This window comes from Paraburkholderia sp., assembly GCF_049581445.1.
Classification (GTDB): Bacteria; Pseudomonadota; Gammaproteobacteria; order Burkholderiales; family Burkholderiaceae; genus Paraburkholderia.
Genome location: NZ_JBAURZ010000131.1, coordinates 15,417 through 37,814 on the forward strand (window position 1 = coordinate 15,417; position 22,398 = coordinate 37,814).

17 protein-coding genes are annotated in these 22,398 nt (G+C 61.4%); 2 read left to right on the forward strand and 15 right to left on the reverse strand.

What is annotated here, in order from left to right; all coding sequences use genetic code 11:
- The 13 genes from WCA85_RS12075 to coq7 all read right to left on the reverse strand — a co-directional run bounded on the left by WCA85_RS12075 (nucleotide 1) and on the right by coq7 (nucleotide 15,055).
- The gene (locus tag WCA85_RS12075; RefSeq protein WP_424064109.1) at nucleotides 1–942 is read right to left on the reverse strand and encodes a D-alanine--D-alanine ligase; all 942 of its coding nucleotides are present in this window, start codon (nucleotides 940–942) and stop codon (nucleotides 1–3) included.
- Nucleotide 943: 1 nt separating this feature from the next.
- Entirely contained in the window at nucleotides 944–2,335 is a 1,392-nt protein-coding gene (murC, locus tag WCA85_RS12080) for a UDP-N-acetylmuramate--L-alanine ligase (RefSeq protein WP_424064111.1), read from the reverse strand.
- Nucleotides 2,332–3,465, reverse strand: a complete 1,134-nt coding sequence (murG, locus tag WCA85_RS12085) for an undecaprenyldiphospho-muramoylpentapeptide beta-N-acetylglucosaminyltransferase (protein WP_424064113.1) — start codon at nucleotides 3,463–3,465, stop codon at nucleotides 2,332–2,334. Before murG ends, murC begins: the two co-directional genes overlap by 4 nt.
- Nucleotides 3,462–4,724 carry a putative lipid II flippase FtsW gene (gene ftsW, locus WCA85_RS12090; protein ID WP_424064115.1) on the reverse strand — a complete coding sequence of 421 codons (1,263 nt, stop codon included), beginning with the start codon at nucleotides 4,722–4,724 and terminating at the stop codon, nucleotides 3,462–3,464. Before ftsW ends, murG begins: the two co-directional genes overlap by 4 nt.
- The gene (gene murD, locus WCA85_RS12095; RefSeq protein ID WP_424064116.1) at nucleotides 4,721–6,238 is read right to left on the reverse strand and encodes a UDP-N-acetylmuramoyl-L-alanine--D-glutamate ligase; all 1,518 of its coding nucleotides are present in this window, start codon (nucleotides 6,236–6,238) and stop codon (nucleotides 4,721–4,723) included. The genes ftsW and murD overlap by 4 nt, the downstream gene beginning before the upstream one ends.
- 24 nt (nucleotides 6,239–6,262) lie before the next feature.
- Nucleotides 6,263–7,432 (reverse strand): phospho-N-acetylmuramoyl-pentapeptide-transferase, encoded by a 1,170-nt coding sequence (mraY, locus tag WCA85_RS12100; RefSeq protein ID WP_424064118.1) that lies wholly within the window; start codon nucleotides 7,430–7,432, stop codon nucleotides 6,263–6,265.
- A 17-nt stretch (nucleotides 7,433–7,449) separates the two neighbouring features.
- Complete coding sequence (locus WCA85_RS12105; protein ID WP_424064120.1) at nucleotides 7,450–8,865, reverse strand: UDP-N-acetylmuramoyl-tripeptide--D-alanyl-D-alanine ligase; 1,416 nt, start codon at nucleotides 8,863–8,865, stop codon at nucleotides 7,450–7,452.
- Nucleotides 8,862–10,421, reverse strand: coding sequence for a UDP-N-acetylmuramoyl-L-alanyl-D-glutamate--2,6-diaminopimelate ligase (locus WCA85_RS12110; protein WP_424064122.1), 1,560 nt, complete (start codon nucleotides 10,419–10,421; stop codon nucleotides 8,862–8,864). Before WCA85_RS12110 ends, WCA85_RS12105 begins: the two co-directional genes overlap by 4 nt.
- The gene (locus WCA85_RS12115; protein ID WP_424064123.1) at nucleotides 10,418–12,286 is read right to left on the reverse strand and encodes a peptidoglycan D,D-transpeptidase FtsI family protein; all 1,869 of its coding nucleotides are present in this window, start codon (nucleotides 12,284–12,286) and stop codon (nucleotides 10,418–10,420) included. Before WCA85_RS12115 ends, WCA85_RS12110 begins: the two co-directional genes overlap by 4 nt.
- On the reverse strand, nucleotides 12,283–12,642 hold the full coding sequence (gene ftsL / locus WCA85_RS12120; RefSeq protein ID WP_424064125.1) for a cell division protein FtsL: 360 nt from the start codon (nucleotides 12,640–12,642) through the stop codon (nucleotides 12,283–12,285). The genes WCA85_RS12115 and ftsL overlap by 4 nt, the downstream gene beginning before the upstream one ends.
- Entirely contained in the window at nucleotides 12,639–13,580 is a 942-nt protein-coding gene (gene rsmH / locus WCA85_RS12125; protein ID WP_424064126.1) for a 16S rRNA (cytosine(1402)-N(4))-methyltransferase RsmH, read from the reverse strand. The genes ftsL and rsmH overlap by 4 nt, the downstream gene beginning before the upstream one ends.
- Nucleotides 13,581–13,607: 27 nt before the next feature.
- Entirely contained in the window at nucleotides 13,608–14,036 is a 429-nt protein-coding gene (mraZ, locus tag WCA85_RS12130; RefSeq protein ID WP_424064127.1) for a division/cell wall cluster transcriptional repressor MraZ, read from the reverse strand.
- Nucleotides 14,037–14,425: 389 nt separating this feature from the next.
- Complete coding sequence (coq7, locus tag WCA85_RS12135; protein ID WP_424064129.1) at nucleotides 14,426–15,055, reverse strand: 2-polyprenyl-3-methyl-6-methoxy-1,4-benzoquinone monooxygenase; 630 nt, start codon at nucleotides 15,053–15,055, stop codon at nucleotides 14,426–14,428.
- A 302-nt stretch (nucleotides 15,056–15,357) separates the two neighbouring features.
- Between coq7 and WCA85_RS12140 the strand changes: the two genes are divergently transcribed.
- Complete coding sequence (locus tag WCA85_RS12140; RefSeq protein WP_424064131.1) at nucleotides 15,358–16,524, forward strand: porin; 1,167 nt, start codon at nucleotides 15,358–15,360, stop codon at nucleotides 16,522–16,524.
- Nucleotides 16,525–16,782: 258 nt separating this feature from the next.
- On the opposite strand, the gene WCA85_RS12145 is transcribed toward WCA85_RS12140, so the two are convergent.
- Together WCA85_RS12145 and WCA85_RS12150 are read right to left on the reverse strand one after the other, a co-directional pair.
- Nucleotides 16,783–18,456, reverse strand: coding sequence for a long-chain fatty acid--CoA ligase (locus WCA85_RS12145; RefSeq protein WP_424064133.1), 1,674 nt, complete (start codon nucleotides 18,454–18,456; stop codon nucleotides 16,783–16,785).
- Between the two features lie 157 nt (nucleotides 18,457–18,613).
- Entirely contained in the window at nucleotides 18,614–20,692 is a 2,079-nt protein-coding gene (locus tag WCA85_RS12150) for a molybdopterin-containing oxidoreductase family protein (protein ID WP_424064134.1), read from the reverse strand.
- 168 nt (nucleotides 20,693–20,860) lie between these two features.
- On the opposite strand from WCA85_RS12150, the gene WCA85_RS12155 reads away from it, so the two are divergent.
- Nucleotides 20,861–22,054 (forward strand): M20 aminoacylase family protein, encoded by a 1,194-nt coding sequence (locus tag WCA85_RS12155; protein WP_424064136.1) that lies wholly within the window; start codon nucleotides 20,861–20,863, stop codon nucleotides 22,052–22,054.
- Nucleotides 22,055–22,398: the final 344 nt, after the last annotated feature.

The window sequence follows — 22,398 nt, forward strand, 5'->3', positions numbered from 1 at the left end:
TCAATCCTTCAGCGTAAGCGCCAGGACGCTTACAACCAGATCGGTGTAACTGATGCCGACCGCGCGCGCCGCTTTCGGCGGTAGCGAGTGATCGGTCATGCCAGGAGCCGTATTCACTTCCAGGAAATACGGATTGCCCTGTGCATCCAGCATGAAATCGGCGCGGCCCCAATCAGTGCAGCCGAGCACGTCAAAGGCACGACGCGCCAGCGTCTTCAGGCGCGCTTCTTCAGCCGCATCCAGACCGCACGGAATCAGGTACTGCGTATCGTTGGCGACGTACTTCGCGTGATAGTCGTAGAACTCGCCCGCCGGCACGATGCGGATCACCGGCAGATCCAGCGAGCCCGCGATGCACGCGGTGTACTCGCCGCCACCTTCGATGCTCTTTTCCACCACTACGATCGTGTCGAACTTTGCGGCTTCTTCCAACGCAGCCGGCAGCGCGTCCGCGCTTTTCACCTTGATCACCGCGACGCTCGAACCTTCGCTTGCCGGCTTTACGAAGAGCGGCAGGCCGAGCTTCGTCACGATGTCCGCTGCACGCGCTGCGTAGTCGTCGCCGCGCATCACCGCTTCGAACGGCGGCGTCGGCACGCCGAGCTGTTGCCACACGAGCTTGGTGCGAAACTTGTCCAGACCCAGCGCCGAGCCGAGCACTCCGCTACCCGTGTAGCGAATCCCGTAGAAATCGAGCGCGCCCTGAATCTGGCCGTTTTCGCCATAGCCGCCATGCAGCGCGTTGAACGCGCGCACGAAGCCTTCTGCCTTCAACACCGCCAGTTCGCGCTCAGCGGGGTCGAACGGATGTGCATCGATGCCGGCCTCGCGCAAGCCTTGCAGCACGAGGCGGCCCGAGTTGAGCGACACTTCGCGCTCGGCCGATTCGCCGCCGAGCAGCACTGCCACTTTGCCAAATTGCGTAGGATCGATACCGCTCATTTCACACCTTCGTTTCCTGGGCGAGACGACCCGGCACACTGCCGATCGAACCCGCACCCATCGTGATCACTACATCGCCGTCGCGCACCACTGCAGCGAGCGCGTCCGGCACTTCATCCACCGTTTCCACAAACACCGGCTCTGTCTTGCCTGCTACGCGGATCGCGCGTGCGAGCGCCCGGCCGTCGGCTGCGACGATCGGTGCTTCGCCAGCTGCGTAGACTTCGGTAAGCACGAGTGCATCCACCGTAGACAGTACCTTCACAAAATCTTCGAAGCAGTCGCGCGTGCGCGTGAAGCGGTGCGGCTGGAATGCCAGCACCAGGCGCCGGTCAGGGAACGCACCACGCGCCGCCGCCACGGTTGCAGCCATTTCGACCGGGTGATGCCCGTAGTCGTCTACCAGCGTGTACGTGCCACCGCTCGCGACGGGCACTTCGCCATAACGCTGGAAGCGTCGGCCCACGCCGTTAAATTCAGAGAGTGCCCGTTGGATATCGGCATCTTTCACCTCAAGTTCAGTCGCAATTGCAATTGCGGCCAACGCGTTCTGCACATTGTGCGTGCCAGGCAGGTTCAAAACGATGTCAATCGGCGCTGCGTCTTCGCGCATCGCCGTGAAATGCATCTTGCCGTTGCGGGCTTCGACGTTGACTGCGCGCACCTGCGCATCCGGTGCAAAGCCGTAGCGGATGATGGGCTTCGAGACGAACGGGAGGATCTCCTTCACGTTAGGATCGTCCACGCACAGCACCGCAATTCCGTAGAACGGCAAACGGTGCGTGAATTCGATGAACGCCTGTTTCAGACGCGCGAAGTCATGGCCGTAGGTGTCCATGTGATCGGCGTCGATGTTCGTGATGACTTCGATCACCGGGAACAGATTCAGGAACGACGCATCCGATTCGTCCGCTTCTGCGACGATGAAGTCGCCCGTACCGAGACGCGCATTGGCACCGGCACTGATCAGTCGTCCACCGATCACGAAGGTCGGATCGAGGCCACCCGCAGCCAGTACGCTCGCCACCAGTGAGGTGGTCGTAGTCTTGCCGTGCGTGCCTGCAATCGCGATGCCCTGCTTCAGCCGCATCAGTTCCGCAAGCATCACTGCGCGCGGCACGATCGGAATACGGCGATGACGCGCGGCCAGCACTTCCGGGTTGTCGCCGCGCACAGCGGTCGACACGACCACCGCATTGGCGCCTTCGATGTTCTCCGCCGCATGGCCAATCGCGATGCGTGCGCCGAGCGTGGCGAGACGATCGGTCACTGCGTTCTTCGACAGGTCCGAGCCGCTCACCTGATAGCCGAGATTCACCAGCACCTCGGCGATGCCGCTCATCCCTGCACCGCCGATACCGACGAAATGGATGTGTTTGACGATGTGTTTCATTGTTGCCTTCCTTCAGTGCTCGGACTCGGGACCACGCCAGCGACGCTCGCGCAAATCTGCGCGACCTGTTCGGTGGCATCCGGTTTCGCGAGCGAGCGCGAACGCTCCGCCATCTCCGCAAGCGTCTCGCGGGTCTGGCTGCGCAACCAGGAGGCGAGGCCATCCGCCGACAGGTTGCGTTGCTGCACGAGCAACGCCGCGCCGTGATCGGCGAGGAACGCTGCGTTAGTTGTCTGGTGATCGTCCACGGCGTGCGGGAACGGCACGAAAAACGCCGCCACGCCCACTGCCGCGATCTCGGCGACCGTCATTGCGCCGGAGCGGCAGATCACCAGATCCGCGTTCGCGTAGGCACTCGTCATGTCGTCGATGAACGGTACAAGCTTCACGTTCGGTTGTTCAGCGCCTGTGTCCTGCAAACCTGCTTCTGCGTAATTCGCTTTCAGTGCTTCGATATGCTTCGCGCCCGCCTGATGCACGACGTTCGGACGCTCCTGCGGCTTGAGCGCGGCCAGCGCACGCGGCACAACTTCATTGAGTGCCGACGCGCCCAGACTTCCGCCCACCACCAGCACATTCAGCGGTCCGCTGCGTTGTGCGTAGCGTGCTTTGGGTGGCAAAGTGCGCGCAAGTTCCTCACGAATCGGATTACCCGTCCATTCCGCGTGCGGCAATGCATTCGGAAACGCCACCAACACACGCCGGGCGACTTTCGCCAGCACCTTGTTCGCGAGACCGGCGATCGAATTCTGTTCGTGCAACACCAGCGGGCGACCGCTCAACGCGGTCATCAAACCAGCCGGAAAAGTGATGTAGCCACCCATGCCGAGCACGACGTCGGGCTTCACCCGACGCAGCGCACTCAGGCTCTGCGCGCACGCGCGCAGCAGATTGACCGGCAGCATCAACTTGGTCTTGATCCCCTTGCCGCGCACGCCGCCGAAACGCACGTATTCCATTTCGATGCCGTGCTTCGGCACCAGCGTCGCTTCCATGCCCGCGGGGTTGCCGAGCCACACGACTTTCCAGCCCCACGCCTGCATCAGATGAGCGACCGCGAGCCCCGGGAACACGTGTCCCCCGGTGCCACCGGCCATCACCATCAACGTGCGTTGCTGCGTCGGGGTCATACCTTCCCTCCACGCATCAGCACACGGTTTTCGTAGTCCACTCGCATCAACACCGCAATCGCAACACAGTTCAGCAAGATACCCGAGCCGCCGTAGCTGACGAGGGGCAACGTCAGACCCTTGGTGGGCAGCAAGCCGAGGTTCACGCCCATGTTGATGAAGGTCTGCGCGCCGAACCAGAGGCCAAGGCCCTTGGCAACCAACCCGGCAAACGTGCGATCCAGCGCCAGCGCCTGACGGCCGATTTCGAACGAGCGGCGCACGATCCAGTAAAACATCAGGATCACCACCAGCACGCCGACGAAGCCCAGTTCCTCACCAATCACGGCGAGAATAAAGTCGGTATGCGCTTCGGGGAGATAGTTGAGCTTTTCGACACTACCGCCCAACCCAACGCCGAACCACTCGCCCCGACCAAACGCGATCAGCGAGTGCGTCAGTTGATACGCCTTGCCCTGCGCGTAACGGTCGTCCCACGGATCGAGGTAAGCGAAAATCCGCTCACGACGCCACGGGGAAGCCCACACCAGCACACTGAAGGTACCCACCGCCGTCGCCACCAGACCGCCGAACAGCTTGCCGTTCACGCCGCCGAGGAACAGCACGCCCATCGCGATCGCCGCGATCACCATGAACGCGCCCATGTCCGGTTCGAGCAGCAGCAGCGCGCCGACCACACCTACGGCGAACGCCATTGGCAGGAAGCCCTTGGCGAAGCTGTGCATGTATTCCTGCTTACGCACGGTGTAGTTCGCCGCGTAGATCGTCACGGCGAGCTTCATGATTTCCGACGGCTGCATGTTCGTGATGCCGAGCGGAATCCAGCGGCGCGCACCGTTCACGCCCTTGCCGATGTGCGGAATCAGCACGACTACGAGACTCAGCAACGCCAGCAGAAACAGTTTCGGCGCATATTTGTCCCACGTCGAAACCGGAACGCGGAACGCGATCACGCCGATCACCGAACCCAAGACCACGAAAATGATCTGGCGCACGAGAAACGCCCAGTCGCGATAGGACGAGTACTTCGGCGAATCCGGCATCGCAATCGAAGCCGAGTACACCATCACGATGCCAAGCCCCAGCAGCGCGATCACCACCCATAGCAGCGAGTGGTCGTAGTCGAGCATGCGCGAGCGCAACGGACGCACGCCGTTGACGGCGCTCGCAAGTCCGCTCGCCGTGCGGCCTGCGGTCGCGTCGCCCACTGAGCCGCGCTGTTTGGAGAGTTGCGAACCGAAGCGTTCCGACCAGCTCATATCATCGTCCCCCGTTCAGCCGCGATGTCTTCGACCGCGCCGCGGAATACCGCCGCACGATGTGCATAGCCCTTGAACATGTCGAAGCTGGCGCATGCGGGCGACAGCAATACGGCGTCACCCGGTTGGGCGATCGCTGCTGCCGCACGCGTGGCTTCTTCGAGCGTGGCGTGATCAGTCATGGCGATGCCGGTGTCGGCCAACGCCGCACGAATCAGCGGCGCGTCACGGCCGATCAGCATGACCGCGCGACACCAGCGCATCACCGGCGCGGCGAGCGGCTCGAATTCCTGGCCCTTGCCGTCGCCACCCGCAATCAACACCGCGCGCTGCGCAAGACCATCGAGCGCCGCGACCGTCGCGCCAACGTTGGTACCCTTGCTGTCGTCCACGTAGTCGATGCCTTCGATCGACGCGATCAATTCAACGCGATGCGGCTCGCCGTGGTACTCGCGCAAGCCGTGCAAAAGCGGTGCGCCCGGCAAGCCGACGGCGCGCGCCAGCGCAAAAGCCGCGAGCGCGTTGGCGGCGTTATGCAGGCCGCGAATGCGCAGTGCGTCAGCCGGCATCAGACGTTTTAGTACGACGTTTGGCGGTGTGGCGACTTCGTTCTTGCGGCGACGCGTGGGCGCCGGTTCGTCGCTCGCGTCGCGGTCTTGCCCCTCGACCAGCCAGATGATGCCGTTGTCGCGCAGCAGACCGTAGTCGCCGGGACGCGTCGGCTCTGTCACGCCAAAGGTGACGACAGGAGCAGCGCTGTCGGCGTCTTTCGGTGCGAGCGCCAGCACGCGTGGATCGTCGCGATTCAGCACGCGCGTAGTCTGCGGCGCGAAGATGCGACCCTTCGCAGCGGCGTAGGCGTCGAGGCCGCCATGCCAGTCAAGGTGGTCTTGCGTAATGTTGAGCACGACCGCTGCGTCCGGCGCGAAGGTATGCGCCGTTTCGAGCTGGAAGCTCGACAGTTCGAGCACCCAGATGTCGGGCAGCGCGGTGTTGTCGATTGCTTCCGTGAGCTTGTCGAGCGCAGCCGGGCTGATGTTGCCCGCGACCGCGACTTTCTTGCCGGCGCGTCCGCACAGGAGGCCGGTGAGACTGGTCGTCGTGGTCTTGCCGTTGGTACCGGTGATTGCGATCACCTTCGGCGCGTAGCCGCTCTCGCCGAGCGTCTTCAGTGCCTGAGCAAAAAATTCGAGTTCGCCCCAGACCGGGATATCTTTTTCACGCGCTTCGGTGATCAGCGGCAACAGATCCGCAGCGAGCGGCGACAGGCCGGGGCTGATCGCTACCAGTTCGACACCGTCGAGCAGCGCGGGCGAAAACGGCCCGCCGACGAACTCGGCATCGATGTGATGCGCTTCGAGTCCGGACAGATTCGGTGGCACCTCGCGCGTGTCGGCCACGCGCAACCGACACCCGTGCCGCGCGCACCAGCGCGCCATCGCGAGACCCGATTCACCGAGTCCCAGCACGAGCACCATCGGCTTTTGCCGATCCCGAAACTTCTCGCCGAACATCGCCTGCTTTCCTTTATTTACTGCTTAACGCAATTTGAGCGTGGACAAACCGAACAGACACAGCATCAACGTGATGATCCAGAAACGCACGACCACCTGCGTTTCCTTCCAGCCGGACAATTCGAAATGGTGATGCAGCGGCGCCATCTTGAAGAGCCGTCGGCCTTCGCCAAAACGGCGCTTCGTAAATTTGAACCACGTCACCTGCAGCATCACGGAAAGCGTTTCCGCGACGAAGATGCCGCCCATGATGAAGAGCACGATTTCCTGACGCACGATCACGGCGACCGTGCCAAGCGCGCCGCCTAGCGCCAGCGCGCCGACGTCGCCCATGAACATCTGCGCCGGGTGCGTGTTGAACCACAGGAACGCGAGCCCCGCTCCACCCATCGCGGAACAGAAGATCAGCAGTTCCCCCGCACCGGCGATGTGCGGGAACAGCAGATATTTCGAGTACACCGAGCTACCCATCACATAGGCGAACACGCCGAGCGATGCGCCGACCAGCACGACGGGCATGATCACCAGGCCATCTAGACCATCAGTGAGGTTCACTGCGTTGCTTGCCCCGACGATCACGAGGTAGGTCAGAACGATGAAGCCCCAGACACCAAGCGGGTAACTGATCGACTTGAAGAACGGCAGCATCAGGTCGGCGTGTGGCGGCAGGCCCATCGACAAACCGCTGCGCGCCCATGCCATGAACAGGTCGAACACACGCACGTTGCTGGCTTCAGACACGCTGAACGCGAGATACACAGCGGCGAAGAGACCAATCACCGACTGCCAGAAATACTTCTCGCGCGACGACATGCCGCGCGGGTCCTTGTAGACCACCTTGCGGTAATCGTCGACCCAGCCAATCACACCAAAACCGAACGTGACGAGCATCACGATCCAGATGAAACGGTTGGTCAGGTCGGCCCACAGCAGCGTCGACACGGCGATGCCGAGCAGGATCAGCACGCCGCCCATGGTGGGCGTGCCGGATTTGACGAGGTGCGATTGCGGACCATCTTTACGGACGGCCTGACCCACCTTCATGGCGGTCAGTTTGCGAATCACCGCCGGGCCGCAGACGAGCCCGATCAGCAGCGCGGTGATCGTTGCCGCCACCGCACGAAAAGTCAGATAACTGAACACGCGCAAGAAGCTTGCGTCATTCTGCAGCCATTGCGCCAGCGCCAGTAGCATGCTTCGGTCCTTCTATTTCAATGCGCACCGGGCGCCGCGCCCGGTGCAATGGGTTGTGGACTCGTTACGGCGTCCACCACGCGTTCCATTTTCATGAAGCGCGAGCCTTTCACGAGAAGCGTTGCGGCAGGACCGAAACCGGCCTGCTGCAATCGAGCGATGAGGACGTCGACGGAGTCGACGTGATGCGCGCCGTCGCCGTAGGCAGTGCAGGCATCGCGCGAGGCGTCGCCCAAGGCGTACAGCGCATCGATGCCGCGCTCTTTCGCGTATGCACCGATTTCACGGTGAAACGCCGGACCGTTGTCGCCGACTTCGCCCATATCGCCCATCACCAGCACGCGCGGTGCAGCGCGCGAAGCGAGTACATCGATCGCTGCGCGCATCGAATCCGGATTGGCGTTGTACGTATCGTCGATTACGGTGGCGCCGGCCAGCGAGCCGAGCGCGCCGCGCTTGACCTGCAAGCGACCCTTCACTGCGCCGAACGATTCGAGCCCGCGCTTGATGGCATCGAGCGACACGCCCGCTGCGAGCGCTGCGGCGGTAGCCGCCAGCGCGTTGTGCGCGTTGTGATCGCCGAGCACCTGCAGCACGACGTCGACGTGGCCCTGCCGCGTGTCGATGGCGAGCAGATTGCCGGTGAAGGTCCCCTTGACGGCGGCTTCGGTGGCGCGGCTTTCCGAAGTCTGCAATGCGAAGTCCATGATGCGGCTGCCGGTAGCAGCGACGCGCCAGATGCTCGCGTACGCATCATTGGCCGGAAACACCGCGACACCTTCAGGCGACAGCGCGTGAATCACGCTTGCATGTTCGAGCGCGACGGCTTCCACCGTTGCCATGAATTCCTGGTGCTCGCGCTGCGCGTTGTTCACGACGGCCACGGTCGGCTCGGCGATTTTGCCGAGCAAATCCGTTTCACCAGGGTGATTCATGCCAAGCTCGACCACCGCCAACTGATGCGCGCCGCTCAGACGAAACAGCGTCAGCGGTAGACCGATGTCGTTGTTGAAGTTGCCGGCCGTGGCGAGGCGTGCGGATTCGCCAACAGCGGCGGCGAAGATCGACGCGATCATTTCCTTGACCGTCGTCTTGCCGTTGCTGCCGGTGACTGCAACGAGCGGCATTGTGAAACGACGACGCCAGCCACGCGCAAGCGCGCCCAACGCGGCGCGCGTGTCGGCCACTTTTAATGCGGGCAGCGTCCAGCCATCCGGCACGCGGGTCAGCAACGCCGCCGCGATCTGCCGCTTTGCAACGTCGGGCAGAAAGTCGTGCGCGTCGAAACGGTCCCCTTTGAGCGCGACGAACAGATCGCCAGAACCGGCAGTGCGGCTGTCAGTCGACACGCGTTCGAATGTGACGTTGTCGTCGCCCAGAACGGTGGCGCCCGCAATCAGCGCGGCGGCTTCGCGCAAGGAAAACATTGTCATTCGCCACCTCCGCGAGCCTGCGTGGCACGCGCGGCCAGCGCCAGACGTGCGTGATCCTGATCCGAGAAAGCGCGCTTCTTACCCATGATTTCCTGTGTTGCTTCATGCCCCTTGCCGGCCAGCACGATCACGTCTTCACGCGCCGCACAACGGATGGCCTGCAAGATGGCGCTGGCGCGGTCCTCGATACGACGTGCTTTCCCCGCGTCTTGCATGCCGCCGATAACCTGGTCGATGATCGTTTGCGGATCTTCGCTGCGCGGATTGTCGCTGGTGACGACAACACCGTCCGCGAGCCTTTCTGCGATCGCGCCCATCAGCGGGCGCTTGGTCGCGTCGCGATCGCCGCCGCAGCCGAACATGCAGATCAGTTCGCCACCGCGCGTCGTCGCCATAGGCCGCAACGCTTCGAGCGTTTTCTCCAGCGCATCCGGGGTGTGGGCGTAGTCGATCACCACCAGCGGTTCATCATTCTGCAAACGGCCGCCGAGTCGCTGCATGCGGCCGTTGACCGGCTCCAGCTTCGCCAGTTGGGCGAGCGCGGCGTCGAACGGGATCTCAGCGGCGAGCAACGCCCCCAGCACGCCGAGCAGATTGCTGACGTTGAACGCGCCGAGAGTTTGCACTTCAACGTCGGCGTCGCCCCAATCGGAGGTTTGCAAATGGAAGGCCGTGCCGGTCGCGGTGGCGCGCACATTCGATGCGAGCAGTAGCGAGTCGGCTTGCGGTGCTGCGGAACCCGGCGCCGTAGCCCGTGTGTCGAGCCCGTAAGCGATCGTGCGTGCATGCCCTCTCGTGCTGGCGATCAGGCGGCGGCCCGCGTCGTCGTCCCGGTTGAGCACGGCGCAGCGCAACTCCGGCCACGCAAACAGCCGTGCCTTGGCCGCCTCGTAGGCCGCGAAAGTGCCGTGATAGTCGAGGTGATCCTGCGTGAGGTTCGTGAACACCGCGATGTCGAACCGCGTACCGTTAACTCGGCCCTGATGCAGCGCATGCGATGACACTTCCATCGCTACAGCTTGCGCACCGTCGCTGCGCAGTTGCGCGAGACTGCGCTGCAATTGCGGTGCGTCGGGCGTCGTGAAACCTGTATGAACCAGATGACCCGGCATACCGCTGCCCAGCGTCCCGATAATCGCGCAAGGGGTGCCGAGCGCGCCCAGCGCGGCTGCAATCCACTGGCTGCACGACGTCTTGCCGTTGGTGCCTGTGACACCAATCACCCGCACAGCGTCGCTCGGCTCGCCATACCAGGCGCTCGCGATCGAACCGGCCAGCTCGTTCAGAGCCGGTACAGCACGGGCCTGTTCGGGATCCACAGCGCCCGTGAAATTCTCAGGCTGGAACAGCACCGCCGCCGCGCCGCGTTCAATTGCGTTGTCGATGAACGGACGATTGTCGGCACCGTCCACCGCATACGCGAGAAACGCGTCGCCCGCTGCAATAGCGCGGGTGTCGGCGTGCAGATGAGCACCTGGCTGCACACGCGTGTGCAGCCAGGTGAGTGCGTCGGCGATCTGCCGGTGCGCGGGATGTTGGCTCCGTAGCGCACTCATCGCACGACCCCCGGATGACTTTTCGGGTTGGCCGAGATGTTCATTTTTCTGGCCCCGACAGTTGTGGCGAGTTTTTTCGCCGCGACGGGCGGAAGCGTGGGCGCGGCTGGCGCGACCGGCGCCGAATCGTCGAGGACGACCATCTGCTTGACCGGCATGTCAGGCGGGATATTGAGCGAGCGCAGCGTGTCACCGGCGATCGCCGAGAACACCGGCCCCGACACCTGGCCGCCGAAGTGACTGCCGGCTGTGGGCTCGTCAACCGAGACAGCGACCACGATGCGCGGATTCGGCATCGGCGCCATGCCGACAAACGACGCGCGGTACTTCGATTTGTCGTAACCGTGCGGGCCGTGCTTGTACGCTGTGCCGCTCTTGCCGCCAACCTGATAACCCGGCACTGCGGCATCCGGCGACGTGCCGCCAGGCGCGACCACGGTTTCGAGCATCGCGCGCACTTCGCGGGCGGTGACCGGCGAGAAGATTTGCGGACCCGTGGCAGGCTGGTCCCCCGGCGAGCGGAAGATCGACACAGGCATGATCTGGCCGTCGTGGGCGATCGCTGTATAGGCGCGCGCCAGCTGGAACAGCGACGCCGAGAGGCCGTAGCCGTACGACATGGTTGCCTGTTCGATGCGGCGCCAGCTCTTCCACGGACGCAGATGGCCCGGTGTCGCACCTGGGAAGCCGATCTTCGGCGCCTGGCCAAGACCGATGCTCGTATACATATTCCACATCTCTTCGGGCTTGAGCGTCATGGCGATCTTTGTCGCACCGATGTTGCTCGACTTCTGGATCACACCGCCGACCGTCAGCACGCCGAACGCGCTGTCGTCGGTAATCGTCGCGCCGTCAAGATTGAAATGGCCCGGCCCCGTGTCTACCAGTGTAGTCGGCGACACGCGGTGCAGATCGAGCGCGAGCGAGATCGTGAACGGCTTCATGATCGAACCCGGTTCGAACTCATCCGTCAGCGCGCGGTTGCGCAACTGGTCGCCGGTTAAATGCGAGCGATCGTTCGGATTGAAGGTCGGATAGTTGACCAGCGCAAGCACTTCACCGGTACGCACGTCGATCACCATCGCTGCGCCGGCCTTGGCCTTGAACTTCTCGACCGCGGCTTTCAGGTTCGTGTACGCGATGTACTGGATCTTGCTGTCGATCGACAGATCGACATCCTTACCATTGTGGGGTACGACTTGCTCATCGACGTCCTCGATGATGTGCCCCATCCGGTCCTTGATGACGCGCCGAATGCCGGGCACGCCCTCGAGCTGCTTCTGATCGCCGAGCTCGACGCCTTCCTGGCCCTCATCCTCGACATTGGTGAAGCCGATCAGGTGGGCCGCGATTTCGCCTTCCGGGTAGAAGCGTTTGTATTCGTCGCGCTGATAGATGCCGGGGATATCGAGCGCCGTCACTTGCGCGGCCACATCCACCGGCACCTGGCGCTTCACGTAGACGAAGCTCTTGTCCTCGGACAGCTTGGTGCGCAGTTCCGTGTTGCTCATGCCCAGCAACTTGCCGAGCGCGGCCAGCTTGTCGGCGCCAAGGTCGTCGGGAACGGCTTCGGGAATCGCCCAAATGGCGCGCACCGGCAAACTCGTGGCGAGCACGAGGCCGTTGCGGTCGAGAATCTTGCCGCGCGTGGCGGGCAGTTCAAGCGTGCGCTGATAGCGGCTTTCGCCCTGCTTCTGATAGAACGCGTTGCCCGGCCCCTGAATCCAGAAGGCGCGACCGGCCAGCGCGACAAACGCCATGAACAGCATGAACACGACGAGTTTCGAGCGCCACATGGGTAGGCGCACGGACAGAATCGGGTTCGACGCGAACGGCACACTCTTGCGGCTAGATGACTTTTTCATCGCGCAGCCCCCCCGCGATGCGACGCGGCCGGAGCCGAGGCAGAAGCCGGCGCAGCAACCGGCACAGGCGCGTCTTCTGCCGTGGCGGCACCTGGAGCAAGCGTCAGATACTGCGTACGCCCAGTAGTCACGCCCTGCATTTTCAGCGAATCTGTCGCAATCTCTTCGATCCGCGATGTCTTCGACAGTGCGCTCTGCTGATATTGAAGCTGCGAATAATCCTGCTGCAACTGACGCTCTTGCGACTCCGCGCGCTGCAACTGGATAAAGATCTGACGCTGCTGATTCGTCGCGTTCACCACAGACAATGCACAACCCATCACGACAATCAGCAGAAAGATATTGAGGCGGTTCATGGTGCGATCCGCTCCGCCACACGCATCACGGCAGAACGGGCACGTGGATTCGCGGCGACTTCTGCGTCGCTCGCGAACACGCGGCTGATGATTTTGAGCGGCGGGCTGGGCAAATCGACCGCGCGAATCGGCAGGCGGCGATCAACCGCAGGCGTACTGGCGTGCGCCTGCATGAATCGTTTGACGATCCGGTCCTCGAGCGAATGAAAGCTGATGACCACCAGCCGCCCCCCTTGCTCCAGCAGCGCTAACGCCGCTTCTAAAACGACTTGCAGCTCCGCAAGCTCTTGATTGATGTGAATCCGTATAGCTTGAAAGGTGCGGGTTGCCGGATCCTTGCCCTTCTCACGGGTTTTGACGACGTTAGCCACGATTTGGGCAAGCTCGCCCGTGCTGACGAGAGGCCCAAGACGGTCGGACTCTGCCCGGCGAGCAACAAGCGCCTTTGCAATCTGAAAAGCAAACCGTTCTTCCCCATAATCTCGTATCACCTCCGTCAATTCCTGCACCGTGGCCCGCGCCAGCCAGTCCGCAGCAGACTCTCCGCGCGTCGGGTCCATCCGCATGTCGAGCGGGCCGTCGGCGCGGAAGCTGAAGCCCCGCTCCGGGTCGTCGACTTGCGGCGACGACACGCCCAGATCCAGCAACACTCCCGACACCCGCCCTACCCCGCGCTCCGCAATCGCGTCACGCAGTGAAGCAAAACTCTCGTGCACGATCCCAAAGCGCGGATCGCTAATCTGTTGTGCGGTGGCAATGGCGAGCGGGTCTTTGTCGAACGCAATCAGACGCCCTGCTTCAGCCAACTTGCCCAACACCGCACGGCTGTGACCGCCGCGCCCAAACGTGCCGTCGACGTACACGCCGTCCGGTCGCGTAACCAGCGCTTCCACCGCCTCGTCCAGCAGCACCGTGCGATGCTGCAATTCGTTTCCCATCGCAGGTGCCATATATGTAAGCCGCGATCAGAACGTGAAGTCTTTTAACGCTTCGGGCATGCCCTCAGCCATTGCCGCCTGTTCCTTCGCGGCGTATGTTTGTGTATCCCACAACTCGAAGTGACGACCCATGCCGAGCAAAGTCACTTCTTTTTCCAGCCCACCAGCCGTGCGCAACTCCGGCGACACGAGAACGCGCCCTACGCCGTCCATGTCCACGTCCATTGCGTTGCCGAGAAAAATGCGCTTCCACCACGTCGCGTTCATGGGCAGCTTGTCGACCTTGTCGCGGAAGAGCTCCCACTCCGGGCGCGGAAAGAGCAACAGGCAGCCGTCCGGGTGCTTGGTGATCGTCACCCGGCCCTCTGCCTGTGTCTGCAGCGCGTCCCGATATCGAGAGGGAATAGACATCCGCCCCTTCGCATCGAGTGTCAGCGCCGACGCCCCTTGGAACACTTCGCTCTCCCCTTGCGGCGCTTCAACGCGCCGGCTGCCCGATCCGTGAAAATCTACCTGAAACCATCAGTGAGATCACACAAAAATACACTTTCTCACACTGTCTCCCACTTTAGAGGAACCCCTTAGGGGGGTCAAGGGAGAAGCGTGGTTTTTTAACGAAATTTGTTTGTTAGAACAAGGACTTAGCGCGACTCCTTCACGTCAGCCCTAAAACAGAAAACCGTTATAAATGAACGGGCTAGTGCAACTTGTGAAGGTGATACGTGAAAAGTCGCGGGGAAAGGCGTGGAATCTAAGCGATGTGCGGCGGACGAGAAGACGAATAAATCGCGGGATTAAGGCGAGGAAGTGGACGGCGCAGGTTCCGCCGTCCCACAGAGATTCAATTAGACGTAATAGGCCGTACGGGTCATGATTTTCGACGCAGCGCGCATCAAGGCGCGAGCCGGGAAAGGTAGTTCGATACCACCCGCGTCCATGGCTGATTTGCCGTGAGCCGCCTCGTCAGCGCGCATCTGTTCGACGATGGCGCGAGACTCCAGATCAGCCTCTGGCAGCTTCTCCAGGTGGCCATCCAGATGATGCTCGACCTGACGTTCGGTCTCCGCCATGAAGCCAAGGCTCACGCGATCGCCGAAACGCCCGGCGACCAGACCCACTGCCAATGCGCCCGCATACCACAACGGATTCAACAAGCTGGGCCGTGAGTCCAGTGCCTCGAGCCGTCGTGCGGTCCACGCGAGATGATCCTCTTCCTCGCGCGCGGCATGCTCGAACTTTTCTTTCAGCGAGGGGGAGCGGGTTACGAGCTTTTGCGCCTGATACAACGCCTGTGCGCAGACCTCGCCAACATGATTGACACGCATCAGTCCGGCGGCGTGCTCGCGCTCCGCTGGAGAGAGTTCGGGCGCCTCGACCGACACCGGTGGAACCGGCACCGGACGACTCATGCGCGATACGCCAGTCATTGAGCGTAAACCCCGATCCAGCTCAGTAATCATTTCATCCAGCAGCATCCAGACCTCCTCGTTCGACACGTCAGACCGTTCGCCCCGAAGTCCCGGTCAGCATGCGTTTGCGGGGCAAAATCGCATGACCGGGATAGGCCGTTTGGGTCTGATTTAATGGCTAATTTTCGATTTTAGACCATGTTGCGTAAACGAAACAGGGACCTTCTGAAGCCCCTGCTTTCTCTTTGTGCAACATATGCCTTTTGCTACATTACGTGCAACTTCTCGCGAAGTTAGATAGCAAGGCCCCGACGTTCCAAAATAATTTGCCTTGTACAAAAAATTTGCAGTTCCTTGGAGATCTTTCGATGAAAAAGTCGCTTCTCGCGCTCGCGGCATTGGGCGCGTTCGCCGGTGTCGCTCATGCGCAAAGCAGCGTGACCCTGTACGGTATTGTTGACGAAGGTTTTAACATCAACACCAACGCTGGCGGCAAGCATCTGTATAACCTGACAAGCGGTGTCTTGCAGGGTAGCCGTTGGGGCATGCGTGGAAATGAGGACCTCGGCGGTGGCCTGAGCGCAATCTTCGTGCTCGAAAACGGCTTTGACGCTACCTCGGGCAAAGCGGGCCAAGGCGGTCTGCTGTTCGGCCGCCAGTCCTATGTCGGTCTGTCCTCCAACAAGTTCGGTTCGGTCACGCTGGGTCGTCAATACGACTCCGCTGTTGATTACGTCGGCCCGCTGGAAGTGGGCGACCAATGGGGCGGCTATATCACGGCTCACCCGGGCGACCTCGACAACCTGAACAACGATTACCGCGTCAACAACTCGATCAAGTACACGAGCGCGAACTACAACGGCCTGACCTTCGGTGGCGTGTACAGTCTGGGCGGTGTGGCAGGCGAAACGGGCCGCAACCAGATCTGGTCGTTGGGCGCTGGCTATAACAACGGCCCGCTGGTTTTGGGCGCTGCTTACTTGAACGTTCGCAACCCGGCCGCCAGCTTCTTCGGCAACAACACGACGACTTCAACGCCGTCCGCGGCGACGTCGCCGGTTATCGCCGGCTACACTTCGGCCAATACGTACCAGGTGGTCGCTGCAGGCGGTGCGTACACGTTCGGCGCGGCAACGATCGGCGGCACGTATTCGAACATCAAGTTCATGAACCTGGGTACTGCTGCGGCTTCGCCGTTCGCTGGCCAGACTGCCACGTTCAACAACGCTGAAGTCAACTTCAAGTATCAGTTGACCCCTGCGCTGCTGGTTGGCGCGGCTTACGACTACACGCAGGGCAGCAAGATCAACGACAACTCCCGGCCGCAATACCACCAGGGTTCGCTTGGCATCGACTACTTCCTGTCGAAGCGCACGGACATCTACATTGTTGGCGTTTATCAGCACGCTCTGGGCGACACGCTCTCGACGACCGGCACGACAGTTGTCCCGGCCGTGGCCTCCATCAGCAATATTCCGGCTTCGGCAAATCAGAATCAGCTGACGGCACGCGTGGGCATCCGCACCAAGTTCTAATAAGTCGTAAATATAAAGCGGTACACCTCAAGGGCGCCTTCGGGCGCCCTTTTTCTTGGTGGGGGAGCGCAGCTATAGACGCCCAGCGGCACTTGGCAAAAAAGGCCCAACAGGCATGCGCCTGTGGGCCCCTTTGCGAGCAATCCACGGTATCCGATGCGGTCTTACAAGTCAGTCAAAGTTGGCGAGACCTCACGGCGCTCCGACTGACGCTAGCCATGCTGGTGATTGACGTGCCGACGTTGTCCGGCCCGCGAATCACGCACGGCCGTCGCGTAACTCCCGCCGCAAAATTTTGCCGACATTGCTCTTAGGCAATTCCGTACGGAACTCGATGATCTTCGGCCGCTTGTATCCGGTGAGTTGCTCCTTGCAGAACGCGAAGATATCCGCGTCGGTCAATGCATGGTCTTTCTTCACCACATAAAGTTTCACCGCTTCGCCTGAATGCTGGTCCGGCACGCCCACCGCAGCGACCTCAAAGACGCCCGGAAGCTTGGCGACTACGTCCTCCACTTCGTTTGGATAGACGTTGAAGCCTGACACCAGAATCATGTCCTTCTTACGGTCAACAATCTTGACGTAACCCGTTTCGCTAACGATGCCAACGTCGCCCGATTTGAAGAAGCCGTCGGGCGTCATCACTTTGGCGGTTTCGTCCGGTCGGTTCCAGTATCCCGCCATCACCTGCGGGCCACGGATACAGATCTCGCCCGGCTGACCTAAGGGAACCTCGTTGCCGTCGTCGTCACGAATCGAGATTTCGGTCGAGGGTAGCGGCAAGCCGATCGTGCCGCTATACGACGTTACCGTCGACGGGTTGCAAGTCACACACGGAGAAGTCTCCGACATCCCATAACCCTCGATGATCGGCGTATGGGTTTTTTCGTACCACCGCTTGGCTACGGCCTCCTGGACCGCCATTCCGCCACCATTTGCGGCAAGCAGATTCGAAAAATCCAGCTTATCGAAGTCGGGGTGGTTGAGCACCGCGTTGTAAAGCGTATTCACCGCGGGGAATGTCGTGACCTTGTAGCCTTGCAACTCCTTGATCATGCCGCCGATATCCCGTGGGTTAGGAATCAGCACGCCAAGTCCGCCCGTACGGATGGTCAACAGGCCACAAACCGTCAGTGCAAATATGTGATAAAGCGGCAGCGCGACGACCGCCACGAACTGTTCGATGTCGGGGCGCGCCACGCGCGCCGGGTCGAGCCAGACCTCTGACTGCAGCACATTGGCAATCAGATTCCGGTGCAACAAAGTGGCGCCCTTCGAAACACCCGTCGTGCCGCCGGTGTACTGCAGGAACGCAATGTCATCGGGCTTTTGCTTGACGGGTGTGAACTGATGGTGCGCGCCGTCCGCAACCATGGCATTAAAGCGGATGTGGCCTGGAAGGTTCCAGGCCGGCACCAGTTTCTTCACATGACGTACGACGAAGTTGACGATGAGTCCTTTCGTCCCCATAAGATCGCCCATTGCGGCAACCACGATGTGTTTGACCGCCGTATTCCGGACAACCGCCTGCAAGGTGACGGCGAAGTTCTCTAGCAGGATGATGGCTTCGGCGCCGCTGTCCTTCAACTGGTGTTCGAGTTCGCGGGGCGTGTAAAGCGGATTCACGTTCACGACTACATAACCCGCTCGCAGAATCGCCGCGATGGCCACCGGGTACTGCAGGACGTTCGGCATCATGATCGCGACGCGAGCCCCGCGTGCGAGACCTTTCGACTGAAGCCACGCCGCGAGCTTCTGCGACATCGCATCAAGTTCGCCGTAGGTAATCTGCTTGCCCATGCAGGCGAACGCCGGCCTCGTACGATATTCGCGGAAGCTCTCGTCGAACAGATCGGAAACGGATGAATAGCGCGTCGGATCAATCTCTACTGGAACGCCGGGCGGATATGATTTCAGCCAGATTTTTTCCATGCGGCGTCTCCTCCTTTATTTTCGTATGGTCGTGCTAAAAACGCATCGTAGCATGCGCTCTAGCCGACGATTTGTGAATGCGCCCGGGTTAGACGCTGCCCTCGAACCGGTGCCGAGTGGGACAATCCGCGCCTTGTGTCACCATATGCGTAATGCTTCAAACGCGCTCGACTTCGACAAGACAGTCGTAGAAAGTGGCCGAGCCGCCCAGATCAGTGAGCGCCTGGCTTGTAACCTGATTCGCGTTGCGACCGTCCGGCGCAAGCTTTTTCCACCAGATAGACAAGCCCACCACCAGGCCTTCGCGTGCCTTGTCGGTCACGCGAGCCCGTGCCTGCATCGATCCGCGGTCATTAAAGATACGTACCAGATCGCCGTTGGACACCTGTCGAGGATGCGCGTCGGAAGGGTGAATGTCGAGATGAGGCTCGCCCTCGGTCGAGCGCAAGCTCTCGACGTTGACGAAGGTACTGTTCAAAAAGTTGCGGGCGGGCGGCGAAATCATGGCCAACGGGTAACGCGCTGCCAGTTCCGGCGAGCCATCTTCGGATTCGTGCGGCGGTAGATAGTCCGGCAGCGGATCGAGGCCTTGCTGGGCGAGTCGTTCACTGAAAAATTCGCACTTGCCGGAGGGCGTGCGAAAACCGCCTTCGGCGAAAGGCGCGTCAGGAAGATTGAGCTTTGCCCAGCCGGTCTGCTTGAGGGTGTCCCAGGTTACCCCTTCAAGCGCGCGGTCGTTCCAGTGCAGCGCCGTTGCCGCCACCGTTTCGTCGCTCTCGAACAGGGCCGGTTCGTGCAGACCCATATTGCGCGCAATGCCGCGGAAGATTTCCGTATTCGGACGCGCTTCGCCCACGGGGGCGATGGCCGGCAGGTTCACCATGACATGCGTGTGGCCGTACGACTTATGCAAATCCAGGTGCTCGAGCTGGGTTGTGGCCGGCAACAGCAGATCGGCATAGTCCGCCGTGTCGGTCTGGAAATGTTCGAGAACGATCGTGAACAGGTCATCACGTGCGAAGCCCGCCGCGACCCGCTCCGAGTCCGGCGCAACCGCGACTGGGTTGGAATTGTAGACAACCACTGCCTCGATTTTCGGACCAAATTCGGCACCGCCGGGGTGCAGCAACGCATCCCCGATGGCATTCATATTGATCACGCGCGGCTGCCGGGCCGGCCAACCGGGAATCAGATCAGGACGTTGCAGCGTGTGCGAATCCACCGGTGTCCACCCCGACGACGCCAACAAAACACCACCGGCCCTTTCACGCCACGCGCCGGTCAGCGACGGTAGACAGGCAATCGCGCGCACAGCATTGCCGCCGCCGCGCACGCGTTGCAAGCCATAGTTCATGCGGATCGCCGCCTTTTTCGTGCTGCCATAAAGGCGCGCCAGGTCGACGATGATGTGCTCGTCGATGCCGCAAATCTGCGCAACGCGCGCGGGTGGATAGGTCAGCGCGCGTGCCTTCAATGCCTCGAACCCAAGCGTGTGATCGGCGATGTAGGTGTGGTCGAGCAGGTCTTCGGTGATCAGCACGTGCATCATGCCGAGCGCGAGGGCGCCGTCCGTGCCGGGCTTCAGCGCGATATGCTGATGGCATTTTTCCGCGGTGAGCGAACGGTATGGGTCAATGGCGATCAGGCGGGCGCCGCGGCGCTTGGCCTCCTGTGCGCGCGTCCAGAAATGCAGATTCGACGCGATGGGGTTTGATCCCCAGATGAGGATCACCTCGCTTTCGGCGTAGAACTCAGTCAGCATGCCGAGGCTCGCCCCGTACGTGTACTTCAGCCCAGCGGCACCGGCCGCGGCGCAGATCGTGCGGTCCAGTCTTGAGGCACCGACGTTGTGAAAGAAGCGCTGCGCGATGCTGTCGCCTTGCACCAGACCCATCGTCCCAGCATAGCTATAAGGCACGATGGCCTCTGGACCACGCGCTGCGATTTCTGAAAGACGCGAGGCAGCCATAGCCAGCGCCTCGTTCCAGCCAATCGGTTTAAAACGACCCTCGCCTTTTGCGCCCACGCGGCGCATCGGAGTTGTGAGCCGGCGCGGGTGATGGACTCGCTCGGCATAGCGGCTGACCTTGGTGCACAACGCGCCTTGGGTCGGAGGATGACCCGGATCCGCCGCCACCTTGATTGCCCGGCCGTTTTCGATCGTCACGCGCATCGCACAGGTGTCCGGACAATCATGCGGAGAGACTGCGCGGGCGAATTCGGTTGGAGCATTCATTGGCGATCCATCTTGGGCCGGTTCATGGCGAAATGTAATTTTATTACGTCCGCAATGGGCTGCGCGGGCCGCGCCGCCAAAATTGCCGGTGGGCGTAGAATTGGTCATCACCGGGCCGGGACAAGAGACATCCCGAGCAACTCAATGCACAGCGAAGCACAACGCACCATGAAACTGATCCCCGAAATCCAGGCCGCTCACGGCGAAATCCAAACCCTGCGACGAACCATTCACGCTCATCCAGAACTGCGTTATGAAGAAACTCAAACGTCTGATCTGGTGGCCAAAAAGCTCACCGAATGGGGCATCGAAGTACACCGAGGGCTTGGGAAGACGGGCGTGGTGGGTGTCTTGAAGCGCGGAAACGGCACGCGCTCAATCGGACTGCGCGCCGATATGGACGCGTTGCCCGTTCACGAACTTAACGACTTCGAACATCGCTCGCGTCACGAGGGAAAAATGCACGCCTGCGGGCACGATGGCCATACAGCGATGCTGCTGGGCGCGGCGCGTCACCTTGCGAAACATGGCGAATTTGACGGCACGATTGTGTTCATTTTTCAGCCGGCTGAGGAAGGCGGCGCGGGCGCGCAGGCGATGATTGACGACGGCTTGTTTTTGAGGTTTCCGGTTGATGCCGTGTTCGGCATTCACAACTGGCCGGGCATGCCGGCGGGGAATTTCGGTGTCACCGAAGGCCCAATCATGGCTTCCAGCAACGAATTTCGTATCGAAATCAAGGGTGTGGGCTCGCACGCCGCGTTGCCACATAACGGGCGCGATCCGGTGTTCACCGCTGTCCAGATCGCGAACGGTCTGCAGGGAATCATCACGCGCAACAAGAAGCCGCTCGATACCGCGGTGCTTTCCATTACCCAGATTCACGCTGGGTCCGCCGTGAATGTGGTGCCCGATGATGCGTGGATTTCCGGCACGGTGAGGACATTTACCACCGAAACGCTAGACCTGATTGAGACGCGCTTGCGCGCGATTGCGGAGCACACCGCCGCTGCATACGACTGTTCGGTCAACGTGGTCTTCCATCGCAACTATCCCCCGACGATCAATAGCAGCGAGGAGGCTCGCTTCGCTGCTGCGGTCATGAAAGAAGTTGTGGGTGCCGAAAATGTTGACGATGCCGTCGAACCAACGATGGGCGCCGAGGATTTTTCGTTCATGCTGCTGGCCAAGCCCGGATGCTATGCCTTTCTTGGGAACGGCACGGGCGGCCATCGAGATGCAGGGCACGGAGCTGGCCCTTGTATGCTGCATAACGCCAGCTACGACTTCAATGACGAGCTTCTGCCGATTGGATCCACATATTGGGTGCGCCTCGCGCATAAATTCCTCGCGCAGGAATAGGCTCTTGTGCGGTCGATTCACCTGTGTGGGGTGAACGTCGGAAGACATCTCGTGTCGAGCCAGGTGTGGATGGCGGGATGGCGGCGCCTTGGTTGTGAGAAATGCGCTTTGTGTTTGATGCGATGATGTTGTGCCGGCGAAACAGAGACCGTGAGGTACCGCCAGATTGCGCAGCGGGTGCGCATTCTGGGCCAGTTTTCGGGGGTGCGTAAACGCAAAAACCCCACCTTTGCGGGGTGGGGTTTGAGCTTGCTGCAGGGGAGCCTGACGATTACCTACTTTCACACGGGTAATCCGCACTATCATCGGCGTGGAGTCGTTTCACGGTCCTGTTCGGGATGGGA